This is a genomic window from Microbacterium sp. (assembly GCF_031988965.1).
Lineage (GTDB): Bacteria > Actinomycetota > Actinomycetes > Actinomycetales > Microbacteriaceae > Microbacterium.
The window spans coordinates 1-22,607 of the sequence record NZ_DALZXX010000034.1 but is presented as its reverse complement, the minus strand read 5'-3'; the positions used below and the strand labels follow the sequence as shown (position 1 = coordinate 22,607).

Here is a 22,607-nt window from a genome sequence, read left to right as displayed (position 1 = left end):
CGAGGTGCCTGGCTGGCCGGCGCCGGCGACGCGCTGGGCGAGCTCGCCCGCCTGACCGGCGCCCTGACGGCGTCATCCGCACTCGGCCGCGGAGTCTTTCCCGAGGCGCAGTACGACCTCGGGGTGACCGGGGGCTTCGGTGCCGACGGCGCCATGGAGCTGATCCGCACCGCCGACGTCGCGGTCGTGTTCGGCGCCTCACTCAACCAGTTCACGATGCGGGCACGAGAGTGTTCCAGATCGACATCGCGCCGGCGGCCACACACCCGCACGTCGGTGGTTTCGTCCGTGCAGACGCCCGTCTCGCCGCCGAAGAACTGGTCGCCCGGGTCGGCTCCCTCGTCTCCTTCGTCGGCGCCGCCGGCGAGACCTCTGCCGAGCACAGCTTCGGAGCCGAGGCACACCACGCCGAGACATCGGCGCTCGCGGACGGCGCGCCGCGTGCGGCATCCGAAGCTGTGCCCGCCGGCCCGTGGCGCGAGAGTGTCGACGTCGCGGCCGCGCGCACGTATGACGAGGGCGACGATCTCGCCCCGGATGGCCGTCTCGATCCCCGGTCGGCAGCGCGCCGCATCGCCGAACTCCTCCCGAGCGATCGCGTCGTCGTCTCGGATGGCGGGCACTTCATCGGCTGGGCGAACATGTACTGGCCCGTCGAGGCCCCGGACCGCATGATGATGGTCGGCACCGCCTTCCAGTCGATCGGACAGGGGTGGCCGAGCGTGGTCGGTGCGGCCCTCGCCCGCCGGGACTCGACCGTCGTGCTGACCTCGGGCGACGGCGGAGGGCTCATGGCGATCGCCGATCTCGAATCGGCCGTCCGCGCCGCTCAGGGCCGTGGCATCGCCGTGATCTGGAATGACGCGGCCTACGGCGCTGAGGTGAACCTCTACGGTCTCAAGGGACTCGCCGAGGGGCCGATGCGGATCCCCGAGGTCGACTTCGCCGCCTTCGGGGCTGCCGTCGGCGCCGAGGGCGTCGTCGTGAAGACGCTCGCCGATCTCGACCGGCTCGACTCCTGGGCACAGGAGGATGCCGCGACCCGGCGATTCCTGCTGCTGGATCTCCGCATCTCGGGCGACGTCATCGCGCCGTACCAGCAGGAGATCATCCGCGTGAACTCGTGACCGTCCGCGGCCCCGAGCTTCGCGTGCGTTAGCCTTCCGGGATGCCTGCCATCCGCAACATCGCCGTCGGCCTGCCCGTGAAGGACGGGCATCTGCTCGCACTCGAGGGGCATGACCGCACCCGCAGCCTCGACTTCCTGCGCGCGATCGGCGGTGGCATCGAGTTCGGCGAGACCGCGGCAGAGGCGCTCCGCCGTGAGTTCATGGAAGAACTCGGCGTCACCCTCGAGAACGCGGAACCGCTCGGCGTCTTCGAGAACATATTCATGTACGAGGGTGAACCCGGGCACGAGATCGCCCATGTCTTCGCGGTGTCGTCGCAAGCGCTCGACGCGGTGCCACTCGACGCAGAGCTCCAGATCCTCGATGAGGGCAGTCCGGTCCGTTGGGTGCCCATCGCCGACATCGCATCCGGCAACCGCGTGCTGTTCCCTGAAGGAGCACCGGAGAGCCTGCGCGCGATCTCCACACGCTGACCCCCGGTCTCCGTTGCGTCAGGCCTGGGCGCTGTAGTCCGGCAGCTCCTGCAGTGTCCAGGTGTTGCCGTCGGGATCGTCGAACGTGACGAACCGACCCCATGCCTGGTCGTCGACGCCCTGCGCCTCGACTCCGACGCCCCGAAGGTGCGCAAGGGCTTCATCGGCATCGGGGACGACCACCTGGATCGTGTTCTGCTGGCCCGGCTCGAGTCCTTCGCCGAGGTTCGTGCCGAACGCGATCGAACAGGCGGATCCCGGAGGAGTCATCTGCACGAAACGCAGACCCTCGTAGGGCACCTGATCGTGATCGGCATGGAAGCCGATCCTCTCGTAGAACTCCTTCGACCGGTCGACATCCGAGACCGGGACGAAGATCAGCTCGATCTTCCACTCCATCACGTACTCCTTCTGTCGGGGGCGTCGTCGCCCATCCGCGTCAAAAGTACGCGGGGTCACCGACATCGCACCAGGGGCCCATCGGTCAGCACCGTCTCAGAAGGCGATCGCATCCCCGGAAGGACGGACACCGCCCCATCCCTCCTCCGATCCGCGAGTTCTCCTTCCGAACACGAGACCCCTGCGGGTCACATCCGCGCCCACCCGAGGGCTCCCCCGGCCGTTCCGAGCACCAGGGTCAGGATGCCGGAAGCAGTGCCCCGTCGAAGAACGACGCGAGTTCCTCCGTCGCATCCAGCGGCAGGATCGCCGCGACGTACTGGTCGGGACGCACCACGATCACGACGCCGTCGCGCGACAGCTCGCGGGCCTCGAAGATGTCGACGTCCGTCCACTTCGACGGCCCTGCGGCGAAGACCTTCTCCCAGTCGGTGAGCCCGAGGGGGCCCGTCTTCGGCTGGAACAGCGCAGGAGCCGAGGTGACCTCGACCTCTTCATAGGGCTGCTGGTAGATCGCCTTCACGTCGAACACGGCATCCTGGTCGGCATCCGCGGGCGTGAACCGAGCGAAGACGGACGCAGCCTGCGACGCCCAGGAATCGAGCGTCGCGGCCTCACGTCCCGCGAACGCGTACACGCGCCAGCGCCCGTCGGCCTTCGCATGATGACCGAGGTGGATGACATTGCCGTCGCCCACCCGCACGACCTCGGCGGACTTGAAGCGCTTGCCGAGCGGGAAGCCTGCGGCGAGCGCCTGATGGGCATCCGTTCCCGTGATCATCGACGAGGTGTACTGCGTCATGAACCCCGAGGGGAACTCCGCCGTGGCGAGGTAGTAGGCCGCCAGATCGTTGGGGTCGGTGATCTCCGACGGCTTGCGCGCCATGAGGCTCGACCACTCGCGGTCGAAGTCGATGAGCTGCTGGGCGACGGGGCGGCGCTCGGCACCGTAGGTCGCGAGCAGCGTCTCGGACGCCCGACCGGTGAGCACGGATCCGAGCTTCCACCCGAGGTTGAACCCGTCCTGCATCGACACGTTCATGCCCTGCCCCGCCTTCGCGCTGTGCGTGTGGCAGGCATCGCCGGTGAGGAACACCCGCGGCGTGCGGCCGGACCCGTCGATCACGTCGTCGAAGCCGTCGGTGACCCGGTGGCCCACCTCGTAGACGCTGTGCCAGGCGACCTCTTTCACGTCCAGCGTGTAGGGGCTGAGGATCGCGTTCGCCTTGCGGATGATCTCCTCGATCGGCGTCTGCCGCACACGGTGATCGTCGTCGTCCGCGACCTCGCCGAGGTCGATGTACATCCGGCTGAGGTATCCGCCCTCGCGCGGGATGTGCAGGATGTTGCCCGCCTCCGAGTTGATCGCGCACTTGGTGCGCCAGTCGGGGAAGTCGGTGTTCACGAGCACATCCATGACGCCCCAGGCATGGGCGGCGCTGGCGCCGACGTGGGTGCGTCCGATCGCCTGTCGCACGCCGCTGCGCGCCCCATCGCACCCGACCACGTACTTCGCCCGGACGATGCGCTCTTCACCGGCGCGCTCCCCCGCCGCGTATCGCACCGTGACCTCGACCGGGTACTCGCCCTCGTCGTGCACCGTGAGCCCTGCGAACTCGACGCCGTAGTCGGGCGCGATGCGACCGGGCCCGTGAGCTGCGGCCTCGGCGAAGTAGTCGAGGACTCGCGCCTGGTTGACGATCAGATGCGGGAACTCGCAGATGTCGTACGCGTAGTCGGCGGTACGCGAGGTGCGCACGATCTCGCCGGGATTCTCGGGGTTCGGGCCCCAGAAGTTCATCCAGCCGATGTTGTAGGCCTCGGCGATGATCCGCTCGGCGAATCCGAAGGCCTGGAACGTCTCGACGCTGCGCGGCTGGATGCCGTCGGCCTGGCCGAGCACGAGGCGGCCCTCCCGCTTCTCGATGATGCGCGTGGACACGTCGGGGTACTGCGACATCTGGGCGGCGAGCAGCATCCCGGCGGGGCCGGATCCGACGATGAGCACGTCGATCTCGTCGGGGAGGTCTGCGGGTCGATCCGCGCCGATGCCTGCGGCATCCGTCACGCGCGGATCCCCCGAGACGTAACCGTGGTGGTGGAACTGCATCGTCGTCGATTCCTTCCGGATGATGGCTGAATGAAGGTCTGACTCGGCGTCAGGCCTTGGCCAGGCCGTAGATCGGGCTCACGGACTGCTCGTCCTCGTGATCCGGACCCAGCGGGATGCCCGACCGGTCGCGCAGCAGCAGCGTCGCGATGAGTCCGAGCACGGTCATCCCTGCGAGGTACCAGGTGACCGCCTGCGTCGAACCGGTCGCCTGCACGATCGCGGTCGCGATGGTCGGGGCGAAGGCACCACCCGCGATCGCACCGATCGCGTACGAGATCGAGACGCCCGAGAAGCGGATGCTGGCGGGGAACAGCTCGGTGTACAGCGCCGCCTGCGGCCCGTAGGTGAAACCGAGACCGACAGTGAGGATCGCGAGCCCCGCGAACAGGAGCCCGATCTCTCCCGTGTTGACCAGCGGGAACAGCGTGAACACTCCGACGAGCTGCATGACCCAGCCGATGACGTAGGTGGTGCGCCGCCCGATGCGGTCCGACAGCCAGCCCGCGATGAGCGTGGTGATGAGCCAGGTCACCGCGGAGCCTGCGACGGCCCACAGCACGGGTCCGCGCTCGAGTCCGATCGGCCCTTCGGGGTTGGTGGCGTAGCCCTGGATGTATCCGCCCGTGGTCATGTAGCCGACGGCGTTGTTGCCGGCGAAGACGAAGGCGGCGATGATCACGAGCAGCAGATGCTTGCGGAAGAGCTGCACGATCGGCATCTTCGCCTTCTCCTTGCGCTCCGCGAGCTCGGTGAAGACCGGGCTCTCCTCGACCTTGCGGCGCACGTAGTAGCCGATGAGGATCAGGACGACGCTGAGCAGGAACGGGATGCGCCAGCCCCACTGGAGGAACTGGTCTCCCGGCGCGATCGCGGTCATCAGGGCCATCACACCCGAGGCGAGCAGCAGACCGAGCGGCACTCCGATCTGCGGAGAAGCTCCGAAGATGCCGCGCTTGGTGCGCGGCGCATGCTCGACGGCCATCAGCACAGCCCCGCCCCACTCGCCACCGGCCGAGATTCCCTGGATGATGCGGAGCAGCACGAGCATGATCGGCGCGGCGACGCCGATCGCCTCGTAGGTCGGCAGGACTCCGATGAGGGCGGTCGCCGCCCCCATCAGGATCAGCGTCCACATGAGCACCGTCTTGCGGCCCAGCTTGTCGCCGTAGTGGCCTGCGAGGAAGGCTCCGAGCGGACGGAACAGGAAGCTGACTCCGACCGTCGCGAACGCGATGATGGCGCTGTTCGCGCCGAGCGGTTCGAAGAAGAGCTGCCCGAAGACCAGGCCGACGGCCGTGGCATAGATGAAGAAGTCGTACCACTCGACCGTGGTCCCGACGACCGTGGCGAACACGACGCGGCGGCGATCGGCCGGCGTCGCGATGGTTCCGGTGGGTGTGAACCCTTGTGTTGACTGCCCGCTCATGGGGTGTCTCCTTTGGTTGTGACTGCACTGTCACGGCGTGCTCGCGAGGGGGATTCGGGTTGCTTGCCGAGGATGGAACCGATGATATATGATTTCGAATACGACGCACAAGGCGTCGCCGAAGAGCGCGAGGAGGCGCCCCCGTGACGGCATCCATGACCCGCCCCGGCAAGATCATCGCGATCCACCTGAGCTACGCGTCCCGGGCGGATCAGCGCGGCCGTCGCCCCGCCGCTCCCTCCTACTTCTTCAAGCCGGCCAGCTCCGTCGGCGTCTCCCGCGGCACGGTCGAGCGCCCCGCCGGCACCGAGCTGCTCGCGTTCGAGGGCGAGATCGCCCTCGTGATCGGCACGGCCGCGCGCCGCGTCTCCCTCGACGACGCCTGGGCGCACGTCGGCTGGGTCACCGCCTCGAACGATCTCGGCCTGTACGACCTGCGCGCGAACGACAAGGGATCCAACGTCCGCTCCAAGGGCGGCGACGGCTACACACCCCTCGGTCCCGATCTCATCGATGCCCGCACGGTCGACCCCGCGGCGCTCCGCGTACGCGCCTGGGTGAACGGTGAGCTGCGCCAGGACGACACCACCGACGGACTGATCTTCCCGCTCGCGCAGCTCGTCGCCGACCTCTCCCAGCACTTCACTCTCGAGCCCGGCGACGTCATCCTCACCGGCACCCCGGCAGGGTCGTCGGTCATCGCGCCCGGCGACGTCGTCGAGATCGAGGTGGACGCTCCGGATGCCGCCGGCTCGCCGTCCTCCGGTCGTCTGGTGACCACGGTCACCCAGGGCGAGATCCCCTTCGACGGCGACCTCGGCTCCCTTCCGGCCGTCGACGACCTGCAGCGTGCCGAAGCCTGGGGATCGCGCGACGCCGCGGGTCTTCCCGCCGAGACGCCCGCCCCCGCGCTCTCCCCCGCACTGCGCGCCAAGCTCCTCGAGGCGCCCACCGCCGGGCTCTCCGCGCAGTTGCGCAAACGGGGTCACCACGCGTGCTTCATCGACGGAGTGGCCGCGAACATCCCCGGGAGCAAGATCGTCGGCACGGCCAAGACACTGCGCTTCGTCCCCTTCCGGGAAGACCTGTTCGTGGCTCACGGCGGCGGGTACAACGCGCAGAAGCGCGCCTTCGATGCGGTCGCCGAGGGCGAGATCATCGTGATCGAGGCGCGGGGCGATGCGACCACAGGCACGCTCGGCGACATCCTCGCCCTGCGCGCCCGGGCCCGCGGCGCGGCAGGGGTGGTGACCGACGGCGGCGTGCGCGACTTCGACGCGGTCGCCGAGATCGGGCTGCCCGTCTTCTCGCAGGGCGCTCACCCCTCGGTCCTCGGGCGCAAGCACGTGCCCTGGGACGTCGACGTGACGATCTCGTGCGGCGGAGCAGCCGTGCAGCCCGGCGACATCATCGTGGGAGACGGCGACGGCGTCATCGTGATCCCCCCGTCGCTGGCCGAGCAGGTCGCCGACGATGCGCTCGCCCAGGAGATCGAAGACGCCTGGATCGCCGAACAGGTCGCCGCGGGCCACCCCGTCGACGGCCTCTTCCCCCTGAACGCCGAGTGGCGGGCGAAGTACGACGCTGCCACTGGCTCGGGCTCCGAGGTCGGGAGCGAGGGATGACCGAGGTCACCACCTCCAGCAAGTCGGAGCGGGCCTACACCTGGATCCGCGCGCGCATCGCCGGCCACACGTTCGGCCCGGGCTACCGCTTGGTGCTCGGCTCGCTCGCGGAAGAGCTGGGCATGAGCGTCGTGCCCGTGCGCGAGGCCATCCGCCGGCTCGAGGCCGAGGGCCTGGTCACGTTCGAACGCAACGTCGGCGCGCGCGTCACTCTCGTCGATGAGAGCGAGTACGCGCACACCATGCAGACGCTCGGTCTCGTCGAGGGCGCCGCCACGGCACTGTCCGCACCACTGCTCGACGCGTCGGCCCTCGACGCCGCAGAAGCGGTCAACGAGCGCATGACGCGGATGCTCGATCATCTCGACGCCCACGCGTTCACCGAGCTCAACAGGCAGTTCCACTCCCTGCTCTTCGGGCCCTGCCCGAACCCGCACCTGCTCGATCTGGTGCACCGCGGATGGTCGCGGCTGTCCGGCATCCGCGATTCCACGTTCGCGTACGTCCCCGGCCGCGCTCGGCATTCCGTCGAGGAGCACACGCAGATCCTCGAGCTGATCCGAGCGGGCGCAGATCCGCTCGAGATCGAGCTCGCCGCACGAAATCACCGTTGGCGCACGAGGGATGCCTTCCTCGATGAGCTTCACACCCGTTCGCACCCCTCCGGAGGAGACGAGTCATGACCGATTCCCGCATTCCCGCAGACCTGCCCGACCACATCCAGCACTACATCGACGGCGCGTTCGTCGACTCCGTCGACGGCGACACGTTCGACGTGCTCGACCCCGTGACGAACCAGACCTACACGACCGCCGCCGCCGGAAAGAAGGCCGACATCGAGCTCGCCGTCGCCGCCGCGAAGCGCGCGTTCGACGAGGGACCCTGGCCGCGGATGCTCCCGCGCGAGCGCTCGCGTGTGCTGCACCGCATCGCCGACATCGTCGAGTCGCGCGATGCCCGCCTCGCCGAGCTCGAGTCGTATGACTCGGGACTCCCGATCACGCAGGCCCTCGGTCAGGCGCGTCGCGCCGCCGAGAACTTCCGCTTCTTCGCCGACCTGATCGTCGCGCAGTCCGACGACGCCTTCAAGGTCCCTGGCAAGCAGATGAACTACGTCAACCGCAAGCCGATCGGCGTCGCGGGCCTCATCACCCCCTGGAACACGCCGTTCATGCTCGAGTCGTGGAAGCTCGGCCCCGCGCTCGCGACCGGGAACACCGTGGTGCTGAAGCCCGCCGAGTTCACGCCGCTCTCGGCATCGCTGTGGGCGGAGATCTTCGAAGAGGCCGGCCTCCCGCAGGGAGTCTTCAACCTCGTGAACGGTCTCGGCGAGGACGCGGGCGACGCGCTCGTGAAGCACCCCGACGTGCCGCTCATCTCGTTCACCGGCGAGAGCTCGACCGGACAGCTGATCTTCGGCAACGCGGCTCCGTTCCTCAAGGGACTCTCGATGGAGCTCGGCGGCAAGTCGCCCGCCGTCGTCTTCGCCGACGCGGATCTCGACGCCGCGGTCGACGCCACGATCTTCGGTGTCTTCTCGCTCAACGGCGAGCGCTGCACCGCAGGATCCCGCATCCTCGTCGAGCGCGCGATCTACGAGGAGTTCGTCGAGCGCTACGCCGCGCAGGCGAAGCGCGTCAGAGTCGGCTACCCGCATGACCCGGCGACCGAGGTCGGCGCGCTCGTGCACCCCGAGCACTACGACAAGGTGATGAGCTACGTCGAGATCGGCAAGGCCGAGGGTCGCCTCGTCGCCGGCGGAGGCCGCCCCGAGGGCTTCGACGAGGGCAACTTCGTCGCCCCGACCGTGTTCGCCGACGTCTCGCCCGACGCCCGCATCTTCCAGGAGGAGATCTTCGGACCGGTCGTCGCGATCACCCCGTTCGACTCCGACGACGAGGCGCTCGCCCTCGCGAACAACACGAAGTACGGCCTCGCCGCGTACATCTGGACGAACGACCTGAAGCGCGCGCACAACTTCGCTCAGTCGGTCGAGGCCGGCATGGTGTGGCTGAACAGCAACAACGTCCGCGACCTCCGCACGCCGTTCGGCGGGGTCAAGGCCTCGGGCCTGGGGCACGAGGGCGGCTACCGCTCGATCGACTTCTACACCGACCAGCAGAGCGTGCACATCACGCTCGGCGGCGCACATAACCCGACCTTCGGCAAGAACTGACCCGAACCCGACGTGAGCAAGGACGCTGACATGACCGACAAGACCGCGAAGACGCTGACCTCCTCGGGCTACTACGTGAGCCAGGAGGCTCCGATCCAGACCGACAACCCCGTCGTGACCCCCGAGAGCACGCCGCCGGATGTGCTGCGCTGCGCCTACATGGAGCTGGTCGTCACCGACCTCGCCGCTTCCCGGGTGTTCTACGTCGACGTGCTCGGCCTGTACGTGACGGAAGAGGACGACGAGGCGATCTACCTCCGCTCGACCGAGGAGTTCATCCACCACAACCTCGTGCTGCGCAAGGGACCGATCGCCGCGGTCGCGGCATTCTCGTACCGTGTCCGCTCGGCAGCCGACCTCGACCTCGCGGTCGCGTTCTACTCCGAGCTCGGGTGCGATGTGCGCCGCAACCCCGAGGGCTTCGTCAAGGGCGTCGGCGACTCCGTGCGCGTGGTCGACCCGCTGGGATTCCCCATCGAGTTCTTCCACCAGTCCGACCACGTCGAGCGGATGTCGTGGCGCTACGACCTGCACATCCCCGGCGAGCTCGTGCGGCTCGACCACTTCAACCAGGTCACCCCCGACGTGCCCCGCGCCGTCAAGTTCATGCAGGATCTGGGCTTCCGTGTGACGGAGGATATCCAGGATGACGAGGGCACCGTCTACGCCGCATGGATGCGCCGCAAGCCCACCGTGCACGACACGGCGATGACCGGCGGCGACGGGCCCCGCATGCATCACGTGTGTTTCGCGACCCACGAGAAGCACAACATCCTGGCGATCTGCGACAAGCTCGGCGCGCTCCGTCGCTCCGACGCGATCGAGCGCGGACCCGGCCGCCACGGCGTCTCGAACGCGTTCTACCTGTACCTGCGCGACCCGGACGGTCACCGCGTCGAGGTGTACACGCAGGACTACTACACGGGCGATCCCGACAACCCCGTCATCACCTGGGACGTGCACGACAACCAGCGTCGTGACTGGTGGGGCAACCCGGTCGTGCCCTCGTGGTACACGGAGGCCTCGCTGGTGCTCGATCTCGACGGCAACCCGCAGCCGGTCGTGGCCCGCACCGACAGCTCGGAGATGGCCGTCACGATCGGCGCCGACGGGTTCTCCTACACGCGTCCTGACGACGAGGGCATGCCCGAGTACAAGCAGGGCGAGTACAAGCTCGGCCACCAGCTCTGACCGGTCCGCACACCGGTTCGCACACAGAGGAGACACGGATGCTGCCCGCAGACACCATCGCGCAGATCGCCGCAGAACTGGCCGAGGCCGACCGGAGCCATTCTGTGATCCCGCGCATCACGGCTCGATACCCCGATGCCACGGTCGAGGACTCGTACGCGATCCAGGGCGTGTGGCGCGATTCGCAGATCGCCGCCGGTCGTCGCCTGGTCGGCCGCAAGATCGGGCTGACGTCCAAGGCGATGCAGCAGGCCACCGGCATCACGGAGCCCGACTACGGCGTGATGTTCGACGACACCGTCCACGAGTCGGGATCCGAGATCCCCGTCGATCACTTCTCGAACGTCCGCATCGAGGTCGAACTCGCCTTCGTGCTCAAGCATCCGCTCGAGGGCCCCGACTGCACGCTCGACGATGCGCTCGCGGCGATCGACTATGCCGTGCCCGCTCTCGAGGTGCTGAACTCGCACATCGAGCTCGAGGGCCGCACGATCGTCGACACGATCAGCGACAACGCCGCCTACGGGGCGATGGTGCTCGGAACCGTGCGCAAGCGCCCGGACGAGATCGACCTCCGGTGGGTGCCCGGTGTGCTGTCGCGGAACGGCGAGATCGAGGAGACCGGTGTGGCGGCCGGCGTGCTCGGACACCCTGCCACGGGGGTCGCGTGGCTCGCGAACAAGTTCCACCAGCACGGCGCGCGTCTGGAGGCCGGCGAGATCATCCTGGCAGGATCGTTCACACGCCCGATGTGGGTGTCGCGCGGCGATCAGGTGCTGTGCGACTACGGACCGATGGGAACGATCGCATGCCGCTTCATCTGAGCCCTTCCTTCCGCGAGCAGCTCGCGGCTTCCGACCGCTCCCTGATCGGGATGTGGGCCTGCTCGGGCAGCCCGCTCGTCACCGAGGTCGCCGCGGGGTCCGGACTCGACTGGTTGCTGATCGACATGGAGCACTCGGCGAACACGCTCGAGTCGACCCTGCTGCAGCTGCAGGTCGTCGCCGCCTATCCGATCGCCCCGGTCGTGCGCGTCCCGTCGAACGACATCGTCGCGATCAAGCAGGTGCTCGATATCGGCGCACAGAACCTCCTCGTGCCGATGGTGTCGTCGGCCGACGAGGCGCGTGCTGCTGTCGCCGCCACCCGCTATCCGCCGGAGGGAGTGCGGGGAGTCGGCAGTGCGCTGGCTCGCAGCGCCCGCTGGAACAGGATCGACGGTTACCTGCAGGACTCGGCGATGCACACGTCGCTGACCGTGCAGATCGAGACGGCGGCCGCAGTCGTGGCCGCCGCCGAGATCGCCGCCGTGGACGGCGTGGACGCCGTGTTCGTGGGCCCCTCGGACCTCTCTGCGTCGATGGGGCTGCTCGGTCGGCAGACGCACCCCGAGGTCGTCGCGGCGGTCGAGCAGGTCTTCGCCGCGGTGAAGGCCGCCGGAAAGCCCGTGGGTGTGAACGCCTTCGATCCGGCCGCGGCTGATGCCTACATCGCCGCCGGCGCGGACTTCGTCGCGGTGGGTGCCGATGTGGCCATGCTCGCGCGCGCATCCGAGGCTCTGACCGCCCGCTTCATCCCGGCATCCGACGACACGAGACGCGCCAGCTACTGACCGCGCCGACCGGGGAAGTTGGCGAATTCATAGCAATCCGGGTGAGACTGAGACCATGACCTTCGCCGCGCTCCAGCCGCTCGCAGACCGTGCCGCACTGTTCACCGCGCTTCGCCAGGACTCCCTCGCCTCCGCGCTCGAGTCCCTCGGCGACAACCGCTGGGATGCCGACATGGCCGCAGGCACGATCACCTTCACATCGAACGACGACGCCTCCCGTCAGCTCGTGACGCGAGCGCACCTCGCCGCGACGATCGCGCCCGGCCCGCGCTCGCTGCTCTGGGCGTGGGCACACCCTCAGGGCGACGCCGCCGGAGTCGCCGCGCAGCTTCGCGACTACGGCACCGAGCACGGCATCGACGAGCTGAGCCGGACCGAGCTCCCCTTCCCCGCCGATGCCGCGGGCGATGCCGAATGGATCGCCCGGGCCGCTCACACGGTCGGGGCCACGGCCGTCGAGCTCACCGGCCGCGCTCCGTACTACGTCGCACCGGTCGGAGGCGGCACCTCTGCCGTTTTCCTGCTCGACGCCCCGCTGCCCCCGCTGACCGTGGCCTCGGCCGCGATCGTCCTCCCGCGCATCCTCTCGGGCCTCGCGATGCCCGACGCGCGCACCGCCGTGTGGGACGCCGCTCGCCTCGCCGGCTGGAACCTGACCTGGACCGACGAGTCCTTCTCGGGCGCGACCATCACCGACGCCACGGGTTCCGCGACGTTCCACTTCGACGAGCAGGCTCGCATCACCAACATCGAGAGCAGCCTGCACGCACAGGGCTGATCTCGCGCGCGACGCGCGGCTAGCATGAGCGCATGAGCGCTCTCGACCTCATTCCCGCCGGCCGCACGTTCGGCGCCGACGAGATCACCGTCTACGCCGACTCCGGGTCCCGCACCCTCGATGAGGCGATCGCCGAGGCGGACGTGCTCGTGAGCTGCCCGCACGCCGGCGCCCGCATCCCCGAGGAACTCGTCCCGTTCCTCTCCCCTGCGCTGACGCGACGACTCCAATACGACTTCACGGATGTCGCCACCGATGCGATCGTGCGCGAGTGGGCGAGGTTCGATCCCCGAGTGGTGGCCGTGCTCAATCCGCATCCCCGGCTCGTGCGCGACCCCAATCGCGCCCGTCCCTCCGACATCGCCGGCGACCTCAGCACGGCGATCGAGCGCACCCGTGCAGCAGGCGCCTGGAAGAAGGTCGATCTCACCGGCGTCGACGCGATCCGTCCGGTGACATTCTCGTTCTTCCCGATCCTCGAGGTCCCGACCGACGAGGCAGAGCGGGACAGACTCGTGCAGACGTTCGTCGAGGTGGGCGAACGCGGCCTCGGCGTCTACGAGCGCACGCGGGATGCTCTGACCGAGCGCTTCGTCGACCAGAAGCTGAGAACCGGTGGGCGCTTCACCCGACTGTCGTTCCACGACACCATGAACACCACGACGACACGTGACGGCGCAGTGAACGTCGCCCGTGATGCGAAGGATCGCCTGCCGTCCGTCGTCGCGCTCTCCAACCGCGGCGGCACTCGCGGCGACGAGCGCGACCCCGCAGATCCGCCGACGATGGACCCTGCACGTCTGCGCGCCCTCGCCGACGCGCACCGCGCAGGATTCCGGGTCGACGACCCGGATGACGTCGCCTTGAACCAGCCGTACCTCGGAAGCCAGGAGATCCTCTCCGCCGGCCGCCGCTTCCGCGAACTCGCGCCGCAGGCCGCCGAGGCCGCGCTCGAGCTCGACGCGGTGCAGGCCGAGTTCCTGCGGGAGTTCCTGCTCGGTGATGCCGCCGTCGAAGAGCTGCATCGTCCCGGCACCGACTGGGTCACCGAGGATCCTGCACACGTTCGCGAGGTCGCCGACGCGTGCCGCCGCTCGTGGGACCTGTACCGCGAACTCTGAGCTCTCACCCGCCCCAGATCACGCCGAACAGCGCACCGAAGCCGATGGTCGTGGCAGCCAGGATCAATGTCGGCACGAAGAACGAGTGATCGACCAGCTTGGTCCCGAGCTTGGTGGTGCCCGAGGTGTCGAAGTTCGCCGCGGCGATCTGCGAACCGTTGGTCGGCAGCAGATAGATGCCGGCGAACGCGCCCGCCCACATGCCGCTGAGCAGGCCGAGCGGGATCCCCGCCGCGAGACCGATCGGCACGATCGTCCGCGTCGCGGTCGACTGGCTCGTCGTGAGCACGCAGACGAGGAAGACCCCGAGCGCGAAGATCCACGGAGCCGCACTCACCCAGCTGCCGACGGTGCTCGAGATCAGCTCGGCGTGCGCGGTGAGGAAGGTGTCGGTGAGCCAGGCGAGCCCGAACAGGGCGATCGCCGACACCATGCCGGCCTTGAACACGGTCATCGTCGGGATCTCCGCGACCTTCGGGCGCGAGACGATCAGGATCAGCGTTCCGACCAGGAACATCACGATCTCGATGATCGGCGTCATCGCGACGGGGTCACCTGCCGCATCCAGCGGGCGGATGCCCTTGAAGAGACCGAAGACGACGATCGCGGCCACACCGAGCAGGAAGATGATGGCGGCATTGCGTCCGGCAGCTGTGACGGTCACATCAGCCTTGATCTCAGCCGCATCCGCTCGTGGCGCGGGCAGTTCGCCGCGGGCGATTCGCGCCTGCACGTCGGGATCATCGGCGAGATCCTTGCCGAGCCTGTTCACGAAGAAGCTCGACACCACGATGCCGACGATCGCCGCGGGGATCGTCACCTTCAGGATGTCGACGAGCTCGAAGTTCCACGGCGCCGTATCCGTGAGCGTCACCATCGCGGCCATCGCTGCCGACACCGGGCTGCAGGCGAGTGCGACACCGGTGGCGACGACCGAGAGCGACAGCGGACGCGAGGGACGGATGCCGTTGCGGTACGACAGATCCTGGATGACCGGGAGCAGCGGGTAGAGGATGTTCGACGTGCCCGCGCCGACGGAGAACAGGAACGAGACGAGCGGTGCGACGAGAGTGATCTGCTTGGGGTTTCGTGCGATCAGCTTCGCCGCGACCGACACCATCCAGTCGATGCCGCCCGCCGACTGCATCATGGACGCCGCGAGCACCACCGACAGCACGATGAGGAGCGCATCGACCGGCGGTGAGCCGGGCGCGAGACCGAAGACGAACACGAGGATCGCGACACCGGTGCCGCCCCAGAGCCCGAGCCCCACACCGCTCGATCGGGTTCCCATGACGATGCATCCGAGGACGACCAGGAGCTGGATGACGAACAGTGCGATGTCCACGGGGGTTCCTCTCGCAGGGATGTGCCGTCAGCATATTGCTCGGTCGAGGAGTTTGTCAGGGACCTGCATGGATCCGAACGGGAGTCGGCGTCACCGCTGAGGGGCGTCCCGGTCGGTCTGGCGGTGCCGCAGCATCCGGGAGTGTGGAATTCTGGTGGCATGAAGAACGGAATCGTCCGCTTCGCAGCGCTCTACGTGTTCAACGTCGCGGTGCTGCTGCTCATCGGCCTGCTGTCCGCGGGTGTGTCCGTCGGGTTCCACGCGCTCTGGGCCGCGGTCATCCTGACTCTCGCGGCGCTCTTCGTGAAGCCGCTGCTCACCGGAGCGTTCCGCAAGGCGGCCGCCAAGTCCGCAGCCGACCGCACCAAGACCGGCGAGAAGGTCATGCAGTACGTCCTCGTGTACGTCGTCGAGCTGCTCATCTGGGTGGCTGTCGTCTGGCTGAGCGGCGTCCGCGCCTCCGGCTTCTGGAGCTACGCGCTCCCTCCGCTGTTCCTGCTGTTCGGCTGGATGATCTACGACCAGGTCGACGACAAGCTGCGGGCCAAGGCGGGTCAGCTGTACGACGCCGTGCAGTCGAAGGTCTCGGGGTCAGGCAAGACCGCACCCGCCTCCGCCCCTGCATCCGAGACGCGGGCCACCGCCGCCGCCCGCGACGAGCTGAACGACGGCCTGACCCCCGAACAGCGACGGATGTTCGACGAGCTCGGCTGAACGAGAACGGTCCCGATCTGCGGACCACGCCCCGATCCGCGTACGAATCGACAGGGGGAGTCAGCAGATCGGGACCGGATCAGCAGATCGGGACCGACCGAGGTCAGATGAGCCGCTCAGCCGCCTCGACGACGTTGGTCATGAGCAGCGCGACGGTCATCGGCCCGACACCGCCGGGATTCGGCGACACCCAGCCCGCGACGTCGGCGACGCCCGGGTGCACATCGCCGAAGACCAGGCTCTTGCCGGTCTCCGGGTCGGTCTCACGCGTCACACCGACATCGAGCACCGCAGCGCCCGGCTTGACGTCTTCGGCGCGGATGAGGTGCTTGACGCCGGCCGCCGCGACGATCACATCCGCCTCGCGCAGATAACGCGGCATGTCGACCGTTCCCGTGTGCGTGAGCGTGACGGTGGCGTTGATGTCGCGTCGGGTCAGCAGCAGACCGATGGAGCGCCCGATGGTCACCCCTCGACCCACGACCACGACATGCTTGCCCGCGAAGTCGTAGCCGTTGCGCAGCAGCAGCTCGATCACGCCGCGCGGCGTGCACGGCAGGGGCGTGTGGATCGGGCTGTTGACGTTGAGCACCAGACGACCGAGGTTCGTCGGATGCAGACCGTCGGCGTCCTTCGCCGGGTCGATCCGCTCGAGGATCGCGTCCGTGTCGATGTGCTTCGGCAGCGGCAGCTGCACGATGTAGCCGTGGCAGTCCGGATCGGCGTTGAGCTCGTCGATGAGAGCCTCGACATCGGCCTGGGTGGCGTCGGCGGGCAGCTCGCGCTGGATCGAGTTCATCCCGATCGCCTCGGACTGACGGTGCTTCATCCCGACATAGAGCTGGGATGCCGGGTCGGCGCCGACGAGGACGGTCGCGATGCCGGGGACGATGCCCTTCGCCTTCAGTGCCGCGACGCGCTCGGTCAGCTCGGCCTTGATCGCGGCGGACGCCGCCTTGCCGTCGAGGATCTTCGCGGTCACTGCTGCAGGTCCGGGTAGAGCGGGAAGCCTGCGGCGAGCGCGTCGACGCGAGCACGGAGGGCCTCGACGTCGGCGCCGGGAAGCAGTGCGAGCGCGATCACATCGGCGACCTCGGTGAACTCGGCGTCTCCGAATCCGCGGGTCGCGAGCGCCGGGGTTCCGATGCGCAGGCCCGAGGTGACCATCGGCGGACGCGGGTCGTTCGGCACCGCGTTGCGGTTGACGGTGATGTGGATGTCGTGCAGCAGGTCTTCCGCCTGCTTGCCGTCGACCTCGGCGTCACGCAGGTCGACGAGCACGAGGTGCACGTCGGTGCCGCCGGAACGCACTCCGATGCCGGCGTCCTTCACGTCCTGCTGCGAGAGACGCTCGGCGAGGATCGCCGCTCCGCGCAGGGTGCGCTCCTGGCGCTCCGTGAACTCCGGGGTGCCCGCGAGCTTGAATGCGGTCGCCTTGGCGGCGATCACGTGCATGAGCGGGCCGCCCTGCTGCCCCGGGAACACGGCCGTGTTGATCTTCTTGGCGATGTCGGCGTCGTTCGTGAGGATGAAGCCCGAGCGGGGACCACCGATGGTCTTGTGCACGGTCGACGACACGACGTGCGCGTGCGGCACCGGGTTCGGGTGCAGGCCGGCGGCCACCAGACCCGCGAAGTGAGCCATGTCGACCCAGAGCAGCGCGCCGACCTCGTCGGCGATCGCACGGAACGCGGCGAAGTCGAGCGTGCGGGGGTACGCCGACCAGCCGGCGATGATGACCTTGGGCTTGTGCTCGATCGCGAGACGACGCACCTCGTCCATGTCGATCGTCGAGGTCTCGGGGTCGACGCCGTAGGCGACGATGTCGTAGAGGCGGCCCGAGAAGTTGATCTTCATGCCGTGCGTCAGGTGACCGCCCTGGTCGAGGGCGAGGCCGAGGAGCGTGTCGCCGGGGCGGGCGATCGCGTGCAGCACGGCGGCGTTGGCCGACGCACCCGAGTGCGGCTGGACGTTCGCGAACTCCGAGCCGAACAGGTTCTTCGCGCGCTGGATCGCGAGCTCTTCCGCGATGTCGACCTCTTCGCAGCCGCCGTAGTAGCGACGTCCGGGGTACCCCTCGGCGTACTTGTTGGTCAGCACCGAGCCCTGCGCCTGAAGCACGGAGACGGGGACGAAGTTCTCGGATGCGATCATCTCGAGGAACGTCTGCTGGCGCGCGAGCTCTCGATCGAGGACCTGAGCGATCTCGGGGTCGACCTCGGCGAGCGGGGCGTTGAAGTAACGGTCGGTCATGACATGCTCCTCTGACTACGGATTCGAACGGGTATACCAATCGGCCCAGGCGCGCGGTCGAATTCCGTGGTCAGTCGCTCCCCGGTGGTAGTCCACCCAGACGCCAGTCGCGACGGTTACGAGCATAGCGGATTCCCCCCTGTGCACTCCGGTCACCGCACGGTAGGTTTTGTTCATGGTCCTTCCCCATTCCATGCCCCTCGTTCCCCTCCCCCTCTCCGCCAGCGTCGGCGATGACCGGATGCCGATCGGCGATGCCGTCCGAGTCACCGGCGACTCCCCCGTCGCGGCGCAGCTGATCGCTGGGATCGCCCGGCGCAGCGGCATACGACTCCCCCACGCCACCGACCACTCCGCAGCGACCGAGTCCACGATCTCGCTGAGGATCGATCGGGACGTCGCGGGCCCCGAAGGCTATGAGCTCACCGTCGGCGAGTCGGCGGAGATCGTCGGCGGCGACGAGGCAGGGCTCTTCTACGGAGCGCAGACGCTGCTCCAGCTGCTCCGCGAGGGCGACGCCGGGTGGGGCCTTCTCCACGCCAGGATCTCGGATGCTCCGCGATTCGCACGGCGCGGCGTCATGCTCGACGTCGCACGACACTTCTTCAGCGTGGCCGAGGTCCTGAAGTTCATCGACGCCACCAGCGCACTGAAGTTCAATCATCTGCACCTGCATCTCACCGACGATCAGGGGTGGCGCATCCGGATCGACTCCTGGCCGAGGCTCACGGAGCTCGCATCGCAGACCGCCGTCGGCGGAGACCGCGGCGGGTACTACTCGAAGGACGACTACCGCCGGATCGTCGAGCACGCCGCCGAGCGTCACATGATCGTGATCCCCGAGATCGATCTGCCCGGCCACACGCACGCGATCGGCATCGCGTACCCCGAGCTCGTCGAGAGCCCTGTGCTCAACGACTCCCTGATCGCGGAATCCGCCCGCTTGGAGCAGACTCTGCCCGTCAAGGGCGAGCCCTACGTCGGGTGGGGCGTGGGCCACTCGAGCGTGCGCATCCACGAGGAACGCACGTACGACTTCGTGCGCGACGTGGTGCGGGAGCTCGCCGAACTCACCCCGGGGCCGTACATCCACATCGGCGGAGACGAGTCGCTGGGCACCCCGCAGGCCGACTTCGACCTCTTCGTCGAACGGGCCACGGCGATCGTGATCGAGGCAGGCAAGATCCCCGTCGCCTGGCACGAGGTGGGCGCGGCAGCGGGCATCGCGGAGGGCACCGTCGGCCAGTACTGGGGCAAGACGACCCCCGAGGGCACGCACGCCGAAGAGGCGGCGCACTTCGTCGAGCGCGGCGGTGCGCTGATCATGTCGGCGGCCGACGTCGCATACCTCGACATGAAGTACTCGGACGACTTCCCTCTCGGGCTCACCTGGGCCGGAGTCGTCGACGTGAGAACCGCGTACGAGTGGGAACCGACCGAGGTGCTCGACGTCGCCGATTCAGCCATCATCGGCATCGAGGCCCCTCTCTGGAGCGAGACCGCCCGCACGATCGGCGATGTCGAGCAGCTGGTCTTCCCGCGGGCCGCCGCGCAGGCGGAGATCGCCTGGTCGCCCCACACCGCCCCTGAGCGGACGTGGGAGTCGTTCCGCTCCCGGGTCGCGACTCTCGCACCGCTCTGGGAGACTGCGCAGATCGACTTCCACCGAGCCGAGGAGATCCCATGGACCGATCGATGAGTGTCACTTCCGTCGCGTCAGGGTCGCTCGTCGTGCACTCGGCGACGATCATCGACGGCGGGGAGAGCATTCACGACGCCTGGGTGCGCATGGAAGACGGCGTGGTCGTCGATCGCGGCACCGGTGCGACCTGGTCGCATGCCGACGACGTGGTGGATGCCGAGAAGACCGCCGGAGCAGGCGCCGTGCTCACCCCGGGACTCATCGACATCCACGGGCACGGCGGCGCGGGATCGTCGTTCGACGACGGCGTCGAGGCGATCCGCGCCGCGCGGGCCCTGCATCGTCAGCACGGAACGACGCGAGCAGTGGTGTCGCTGGTGACGGCCACGCTCGACGAACTCGCGCACAGGGTGGCGGAGATCGCCGACCTGATGGCCACCGACACCGACATCCTGGGATCGCATCTCGAGGGCCCCTTCCTCGATCCGGGGCATCACGGGGCGCACGCACCGGCCCTGCTGCGCACCCCCGTCGCCGATGACGTCTCCCGGCTGCTCGCGGCCGGCCGCGGCACGATCCGCCAGGTCACGATCGCGCCGGAGCTCCCGGGCGGGATCGACGCGATCAGGCTGATCACCGCCGCGGGCGCCGCCGCAGCGGTGGGCCACACCGACTCGGATGCGGCCACGGCCGTCGCCGCCTTCGAAGCGGGCGCGTCGATCCTCACGCACGCCTTCAATGCGATGCCCGGCATCCACCACCGGGCACCCGGTCCCGTGCTGGCTGCGGCCGCCGACCATCGGGTCGTGCTCGAGGCCATCGCCGACGACGTGCATCTCGATCCCCATGTCGTGAAACTGCTCTTCGACGCCGCACCGGGGCGCGTCGCCCTCATCACGGATGCGATGGCCGCAGCGGGAAGCGCCGACGGCGACTACGACCTCGGCGCCGTGAAGGTGACGGTTCGCGGCGGCGTGGCGCGCACGAACGACACGGGTTCGATCGCGGGCTCGACGCTGACTCAGGATGAGGCGGTTCGACGAGCGGTGGCGGCGGGTGTACCGCTCGCAGACGCCCTGCGGGCGGCGACCGAGACGCCCGCGCGTGCGATCGGCGTCGGCGATCGACTCGGGCGGCTCTCCGTCGGCCATCTGGGCGACGCGGTGCTCTGGGATGCACAGTTGCGCGTCGTGCACGCCTGGGTGGGCGGTAGGGCCTAGCCTCGCCGTGCGTGCATCGACGCGCAACTCTGCGCTCTCCGGTGCCTTGTTCTTTCGCGGGTGAGGGGCCGTCGTCCCCAGAACGACGGCCCCTTCACGAATCCCCCCCACTCAGAGCGGCGAGTCGAGAACTCCTCCCCCGAGGCTCTCGACCCGCCATGCCTGCACTCATACCCCCTGCATGAGCACCTGAGCTCCGCCCCCCGGTGGAGCTCGTGGCTGTCTCTATGTGATGAGACGATGGCGACCCCGATTCATTACGCGACTTCTCAGAAATTCTTCGAGATTCTTTCAAGGATTCTCAATAATCAGCGCTGATCAGGTGTTTCAGTGCGGTGCAGTCCGCTCGTGATCGGTCCATCTCGGGGTGGCGTGCGTGAGGGATCAGAGAGAGAATGGGAAAGGCGCGTGATGAAACAGCGAATCACGCGTCTCTTACTGTGGAGGCACTTCCGCCCTTCACGAAAGACGGATGACTGTGGACCACGACAACACTCACGACGACTCGATCGCCGACGCCGAACTGGTGCTGCGCACCCGCTCCGGTGACGCGGCGGCCTTCGGTGAACTGTGGCGACGCCACTACCCGTCGGGGATGTCGGTCGCGCGCTCGATCACCTCGTCGATCGATCCCGATGATCTGGTCCAGGAGTCATACACCCGGATCTACCAGGCGATCATCAAGGGAGGCGGGCCGAACGGATCCTTCCGGGCCTACCTCTTCACCAGCATCCGCAATACCGCTGCGGCCTGGGGACGATCGCGCCGCGAGTCGGCCATCGACGAGCTCGACACGGTCGTCGATCCCGACAGCACCGAGCAGGCTGCGAACGAGGCACTCGACCGCAGCCTGACCGCTCAGGCTTTCCGCAGCCTGCCCTCTCGCTGGCAGGAGGTGCTCTGGTACACCGAGATCGAGCAGATGAAGCCGCATGAGGCCGCGCCGCTGCTCGGCATGAAGGCCGGCGCCGTCTCACAACTCGCCTTCCGCGCCCGTGAGGGGCTCCGTGAGGCGTGGATCCAGGCGCATCTGCGCAGCGCCGCCCCGGGCTCGGACTGCCAGTGGACGATCGAGCACCTCGGCGCCTACTCGCGAGGCAACCTCGGGACCCGCGACCACAAGCGCCTCGAACAGCACCTCGAAGTGTGTGCACGGTGCATGATCGTCGCCGCCGAGGCGAAGGACATCTCCAAGCGACTCGCTCTCGTGCTCCTCCCGCTCGTTCTCGGAGTGGCCGGCTCCGCGGGTTACCTCGCCGCTCTGCAGGGCGGCGGCACGCCGATCGTCGCACTCGCCGCGATGCCGTCCGGTATCACCGAGGGCGCCGTCGTCGTGAGCGGCGGAGCCGCGGGAACGGCCGGCGGTTCGACCGGATCCGGAGCAGG

At 68.5% G+C, this 22,607-nt stretch carries 19 protein-coding genes, 1 pseudogene and 1 riboswitch; of the genes and pseudogenes, 14 read left to right on the top strand and 6 right to left on the bottom strand.

Annotated features, from left to right (window positions below; all coding sequences use genetic code 11):
- Together RTM68_RS18965 and RTM68_RS08620 are read left to right on the top strand one after the other, a co-directional pair.
- Positions 1-1,127, top strand: a pseudogene (locus RTM68_RS18965) (thiamine pyrophosphate-dependent enzyme); the annotation flags it as partial.
- A gap of 41 nt (positions 1,128-1,168) precedes the next feature.
- A complete protein-coding gene (locus tag RTM68_RS08620) occupies positions 1,169-1,603 on the top strand; it encodes an NUDIX domain-containing protein (protein WP_312170070.1) in 435 nt (144 codons plus the stop codon).
- Positions 1,604-1,621: 18 nt separating this feature from the next.
- Here RTM68_RS08620 and RTM68_RS08615 read toward each other — a convergent pair whose 3' ends face one another.
- The 3 genes from RTM68_RS08615 to RTM68_RS08605 all read right to left on the bottom strand — a co-directional run bounded on the left by RTM68_RS08615 (position 1,622) and on the right by RTM68_RS08605 (position 5,541).
- The gene (locus tag RTM68_RS08615; protein WP_312170069.1) at positions 1,622-2,002 is read right to left on the bottom strand and encodes a VOC family protein; all 381 of its coding nucleotides are present in this window, start codon (positions 2,000-2,002) and stop codon (positions 1,622-1,624) included.
- Positions 2,003-2,240: 238 nt separating this feature from the next.
- On the bottom strand, positions 2,241-4,112 hold the full coding sequence (locus RTM68_RS08610) for an FAD-dependent monooxygenase (protein ID WP_312170067.1): 1,872 nt from the start codon (positions 4,110-4,112) through the stop codon (positions 2,241-2,243).
- A gap of 49 nt (positions 4,113-4,161) precedes the next feature.
- On the bottom strand, positions 4,162-5,541 hold the full coding sequence (locus tag RTM68_RS08605; RefSeq protein WP_312170065.1) for an MFS transporter: 1,380 nt from the start codon (positions 5,539-5,541) through the stop codon (positions 4,162-4,164).
- A gap of 155 nt (positions 5,542-5,696) precedes the next feature.
- Here RTM68_RS08605 and RTM68_RS08600 point away from each other — a divergent pair, with 155 nt between their 5' ends.
- The 8 genes from RTM68_RS08600 to RTM68_RS08565 are packed head-to-tail and all read left to right on the top strand — an operon-like array spanning position 5,697 to position 14,044.
- Positions 5,697-7,166: a fumarylacetoacetate hydrolase family protein gene (locus tag RTM68_RS08600; RefSeq protein WP_312170071.1), complete on the top strand. Its 1,470-nt coding sequence runs from the start codon at positions 5,697-5,699 to the stop codon at positions 7,164-7,166.
- The gene (locus RTM68_RS08595) at positions 7,163-7,849 is read left to right on the top strand and encodes a GntR family transcriptional regulator (RefSeq protein WP_312170063.1); all 687 of its coding nucleotides are present in this window, start codon (positions 7,163-7,165) and stop codon (positions 7,847-7,849) included. Before RTM68_RS08600 ends, RTM68_RS08595 begins: the two co-directional genes overlap by 4 nt.
- A complete protein-coding gene (hpaE, locus tag RTM68_RS08590) occupies positions 7,846-9,342 on the top strand; it encodes a 5-carboxymethyl-2-hydroxymuconate semialdehyde dehydrogenase (RefSeq protein WP_312170062.1) in 1,497 nt (498 codons plus the stop codon). Before RTM68_RS08595 ends, hpaE begins: the two co-directional genes overlap by 4 nt.
- A gap of 30 nt (positions 9,343-9,372) precedes the next feature.
- Positions 9,373-10,533 (top strand): 3,4-dihydroxyphenylacetate 2,3-dioxygenase, encoded by a 1,161-nt coding sequence (gene hpaD, locus RTM68_RS08585; protein WP_312170060.1) that lies wholly within the window; start codon positions 9,373-9,375, stop codon positions 10,531-10,533.
- Positions 10,534-10,571: 38 nt separating this feature from the next.
- Positions 10,572-11,357: a fumarylacetoacetate hydrolase family protein gene (locus RTM68_RS08580; protein WP_312170058.1), complete on the top strand. Its 786-nt coding sequence runs from the start codon at positions 10,572-10,574 to the stop codon at positions 11,355-11,357.
- Positions 11,342-12,145 carry an aldolase/citrate lyase family protein gene (locus RTM68_RS08575; RefSeq protein ID WP_312170056.1) on the top strand — a complete coding sequence of 268 codons (804 nt, stop codon included), beginning with the start codon at positions 11,342-11,344 and terminating at the stop codon, positions 12,143-12,145. Before RTM68_RS08580 ends, RTM68_RS08575 begins: the two co-directional genes overlap by 16 nt.
- A 55-nt stretch (positions 12,146-12,200) precedes the next feature.
- Positions 12,201-12,923: a DUF6882 domain-containing protein gene (locus RTM68_RS08570; protein ID WP_312170055.1), complete on the top strand. Its 723-nt coding sequence runs from the start codon at positions 12,201-12,203 to the stop codon at positions 12,921-12,923.
- 32 nt (positions 12,924-12,955) lie between these two features.
- Positions 12,956-14,044 (top strand): N-formylglutamate amidohydrolase, encoded by a 1,089-nt coding sequence (locus tag RTM68_RS08565; protein WP_312170053.1) that lies wholly within the window; start codon positions 12,956-12,958, stop codon positions 14,042-14,044.
- Between the two features lie 4 nt (positions 14,045-14,048).
- On the opposite strand, the gene RTM68_RS08560 is transcribed toward RTM68_RS08565, so the two are convergent.
- Complete coding sequence (locus tag RTM68_RS08560; protein ID WP_312170051.1) at positions 14,049-15,392, bottom strand: anaerobic C4-dicarboxylate transporter family protein; 1,344 nt, start codon at positions 15,390-15,392, stop codon at positions 14,049-14,051.
- A gap of 159 nt (positions 15,393-15,551) precedes the next feature.
- Here RTM68_RS08560 and RTM68_RS08555 point away from each other — a divergent pair, with 159 nt between their 5' ends.
- Positions 15,552-16,106 carry a hypothetical protein gene (locus tag RTM68_RS08555; protein ID WP_312170049.1) on the top strand — a complete coding sequence of 185 codons (555 nt, stop codon included), beginning with the start codon at positions 15,552-15,554 and terminating at the stop codon, positions 16,104-16,106.
- 103 nt (positions 16,107-16,209) lie between these two features.
- Here RTM68_RS08555 and RTM68_RS08550 read toward each other — a convergent pair whose 3' ends face one another.
- Together RTM68_RS08550 and glyA are read right to left on the bottom strand one after the other, a co-directional pair.
- Positions 16,210-17,088, bottom strand: coding sequence for a bifunctional methylenetetrahydrofolate dehydrogenase/methenyltetrahydrofolate cyclohydrolase (locus tag RTM68_RS08550; protein WP_312170047.1), 879 nt, complete (start codon positions 17,086-17,088; stop codon positions 16,210-16,212).
- Entirely contained in the window at positions 17,085-18,359 is a 1,275-nt protein-coding gene (gene glyA, locus RTM68_RS08545; RefSeq protein WP_312170045.1) for a serine hydroxymethyltransferase, read from the bottom strand. Before glyA ends, RTM68_RS08550 begins: the two co-directional genes overlap by 4 nt.
- A gap of 36 nt (positions 18,360-18,395) precedes the next feature.
- Positions 18,396-18,480: riboswitch (ZMP/ZTP riboswitch) on the bottom strand.
- 54 nt (positions 18,481-18,534) lie between these two features.
- Between glyA and RTM68_RS08540 the strand changes: the two genes are divergently transcribed.
- From RTM68_RS08540 to RTM68_RS08530, 3 genes are all read left to right on the top strand, one after another.
- Positions 18,535-20,058 carry a family 20 glycosylhydrolase gene (locus tag RTM68_RS08540; protein ID WP_312170044.1) on the top strand — a complete coding sequence of 508 codons (1,524 nt, stop codon included), beginning with the start codon at positions 18,535-18,537 and terminating at the stop codon, positions 20,056-20,058.
- A complete protein-coding gene (nagA, locus tag RTM68_RS08535; protein ID WP_312170042.1) occupies positions 20,055-21,221 on the top strand; it encodes an N-acetylglucosamine-6-phosphate deacetylase in 1,167 nt (388 codons plus the stop codon). The genes RTM68_RS08540 and nagA overlap by 4 nt, the downstream gene beginning before the upstream one ends.
- Before the next feature lie 472 nt (positions 21,222-21,693).
- Positions 21,694-22,607: sigma-70 family RNA polymerase sigma factor (locus tag RTM68_RS08530; protein ID WP_312170040.1), on the top strand; the 914-nt coding region annotated here is incomplete at its 3' end.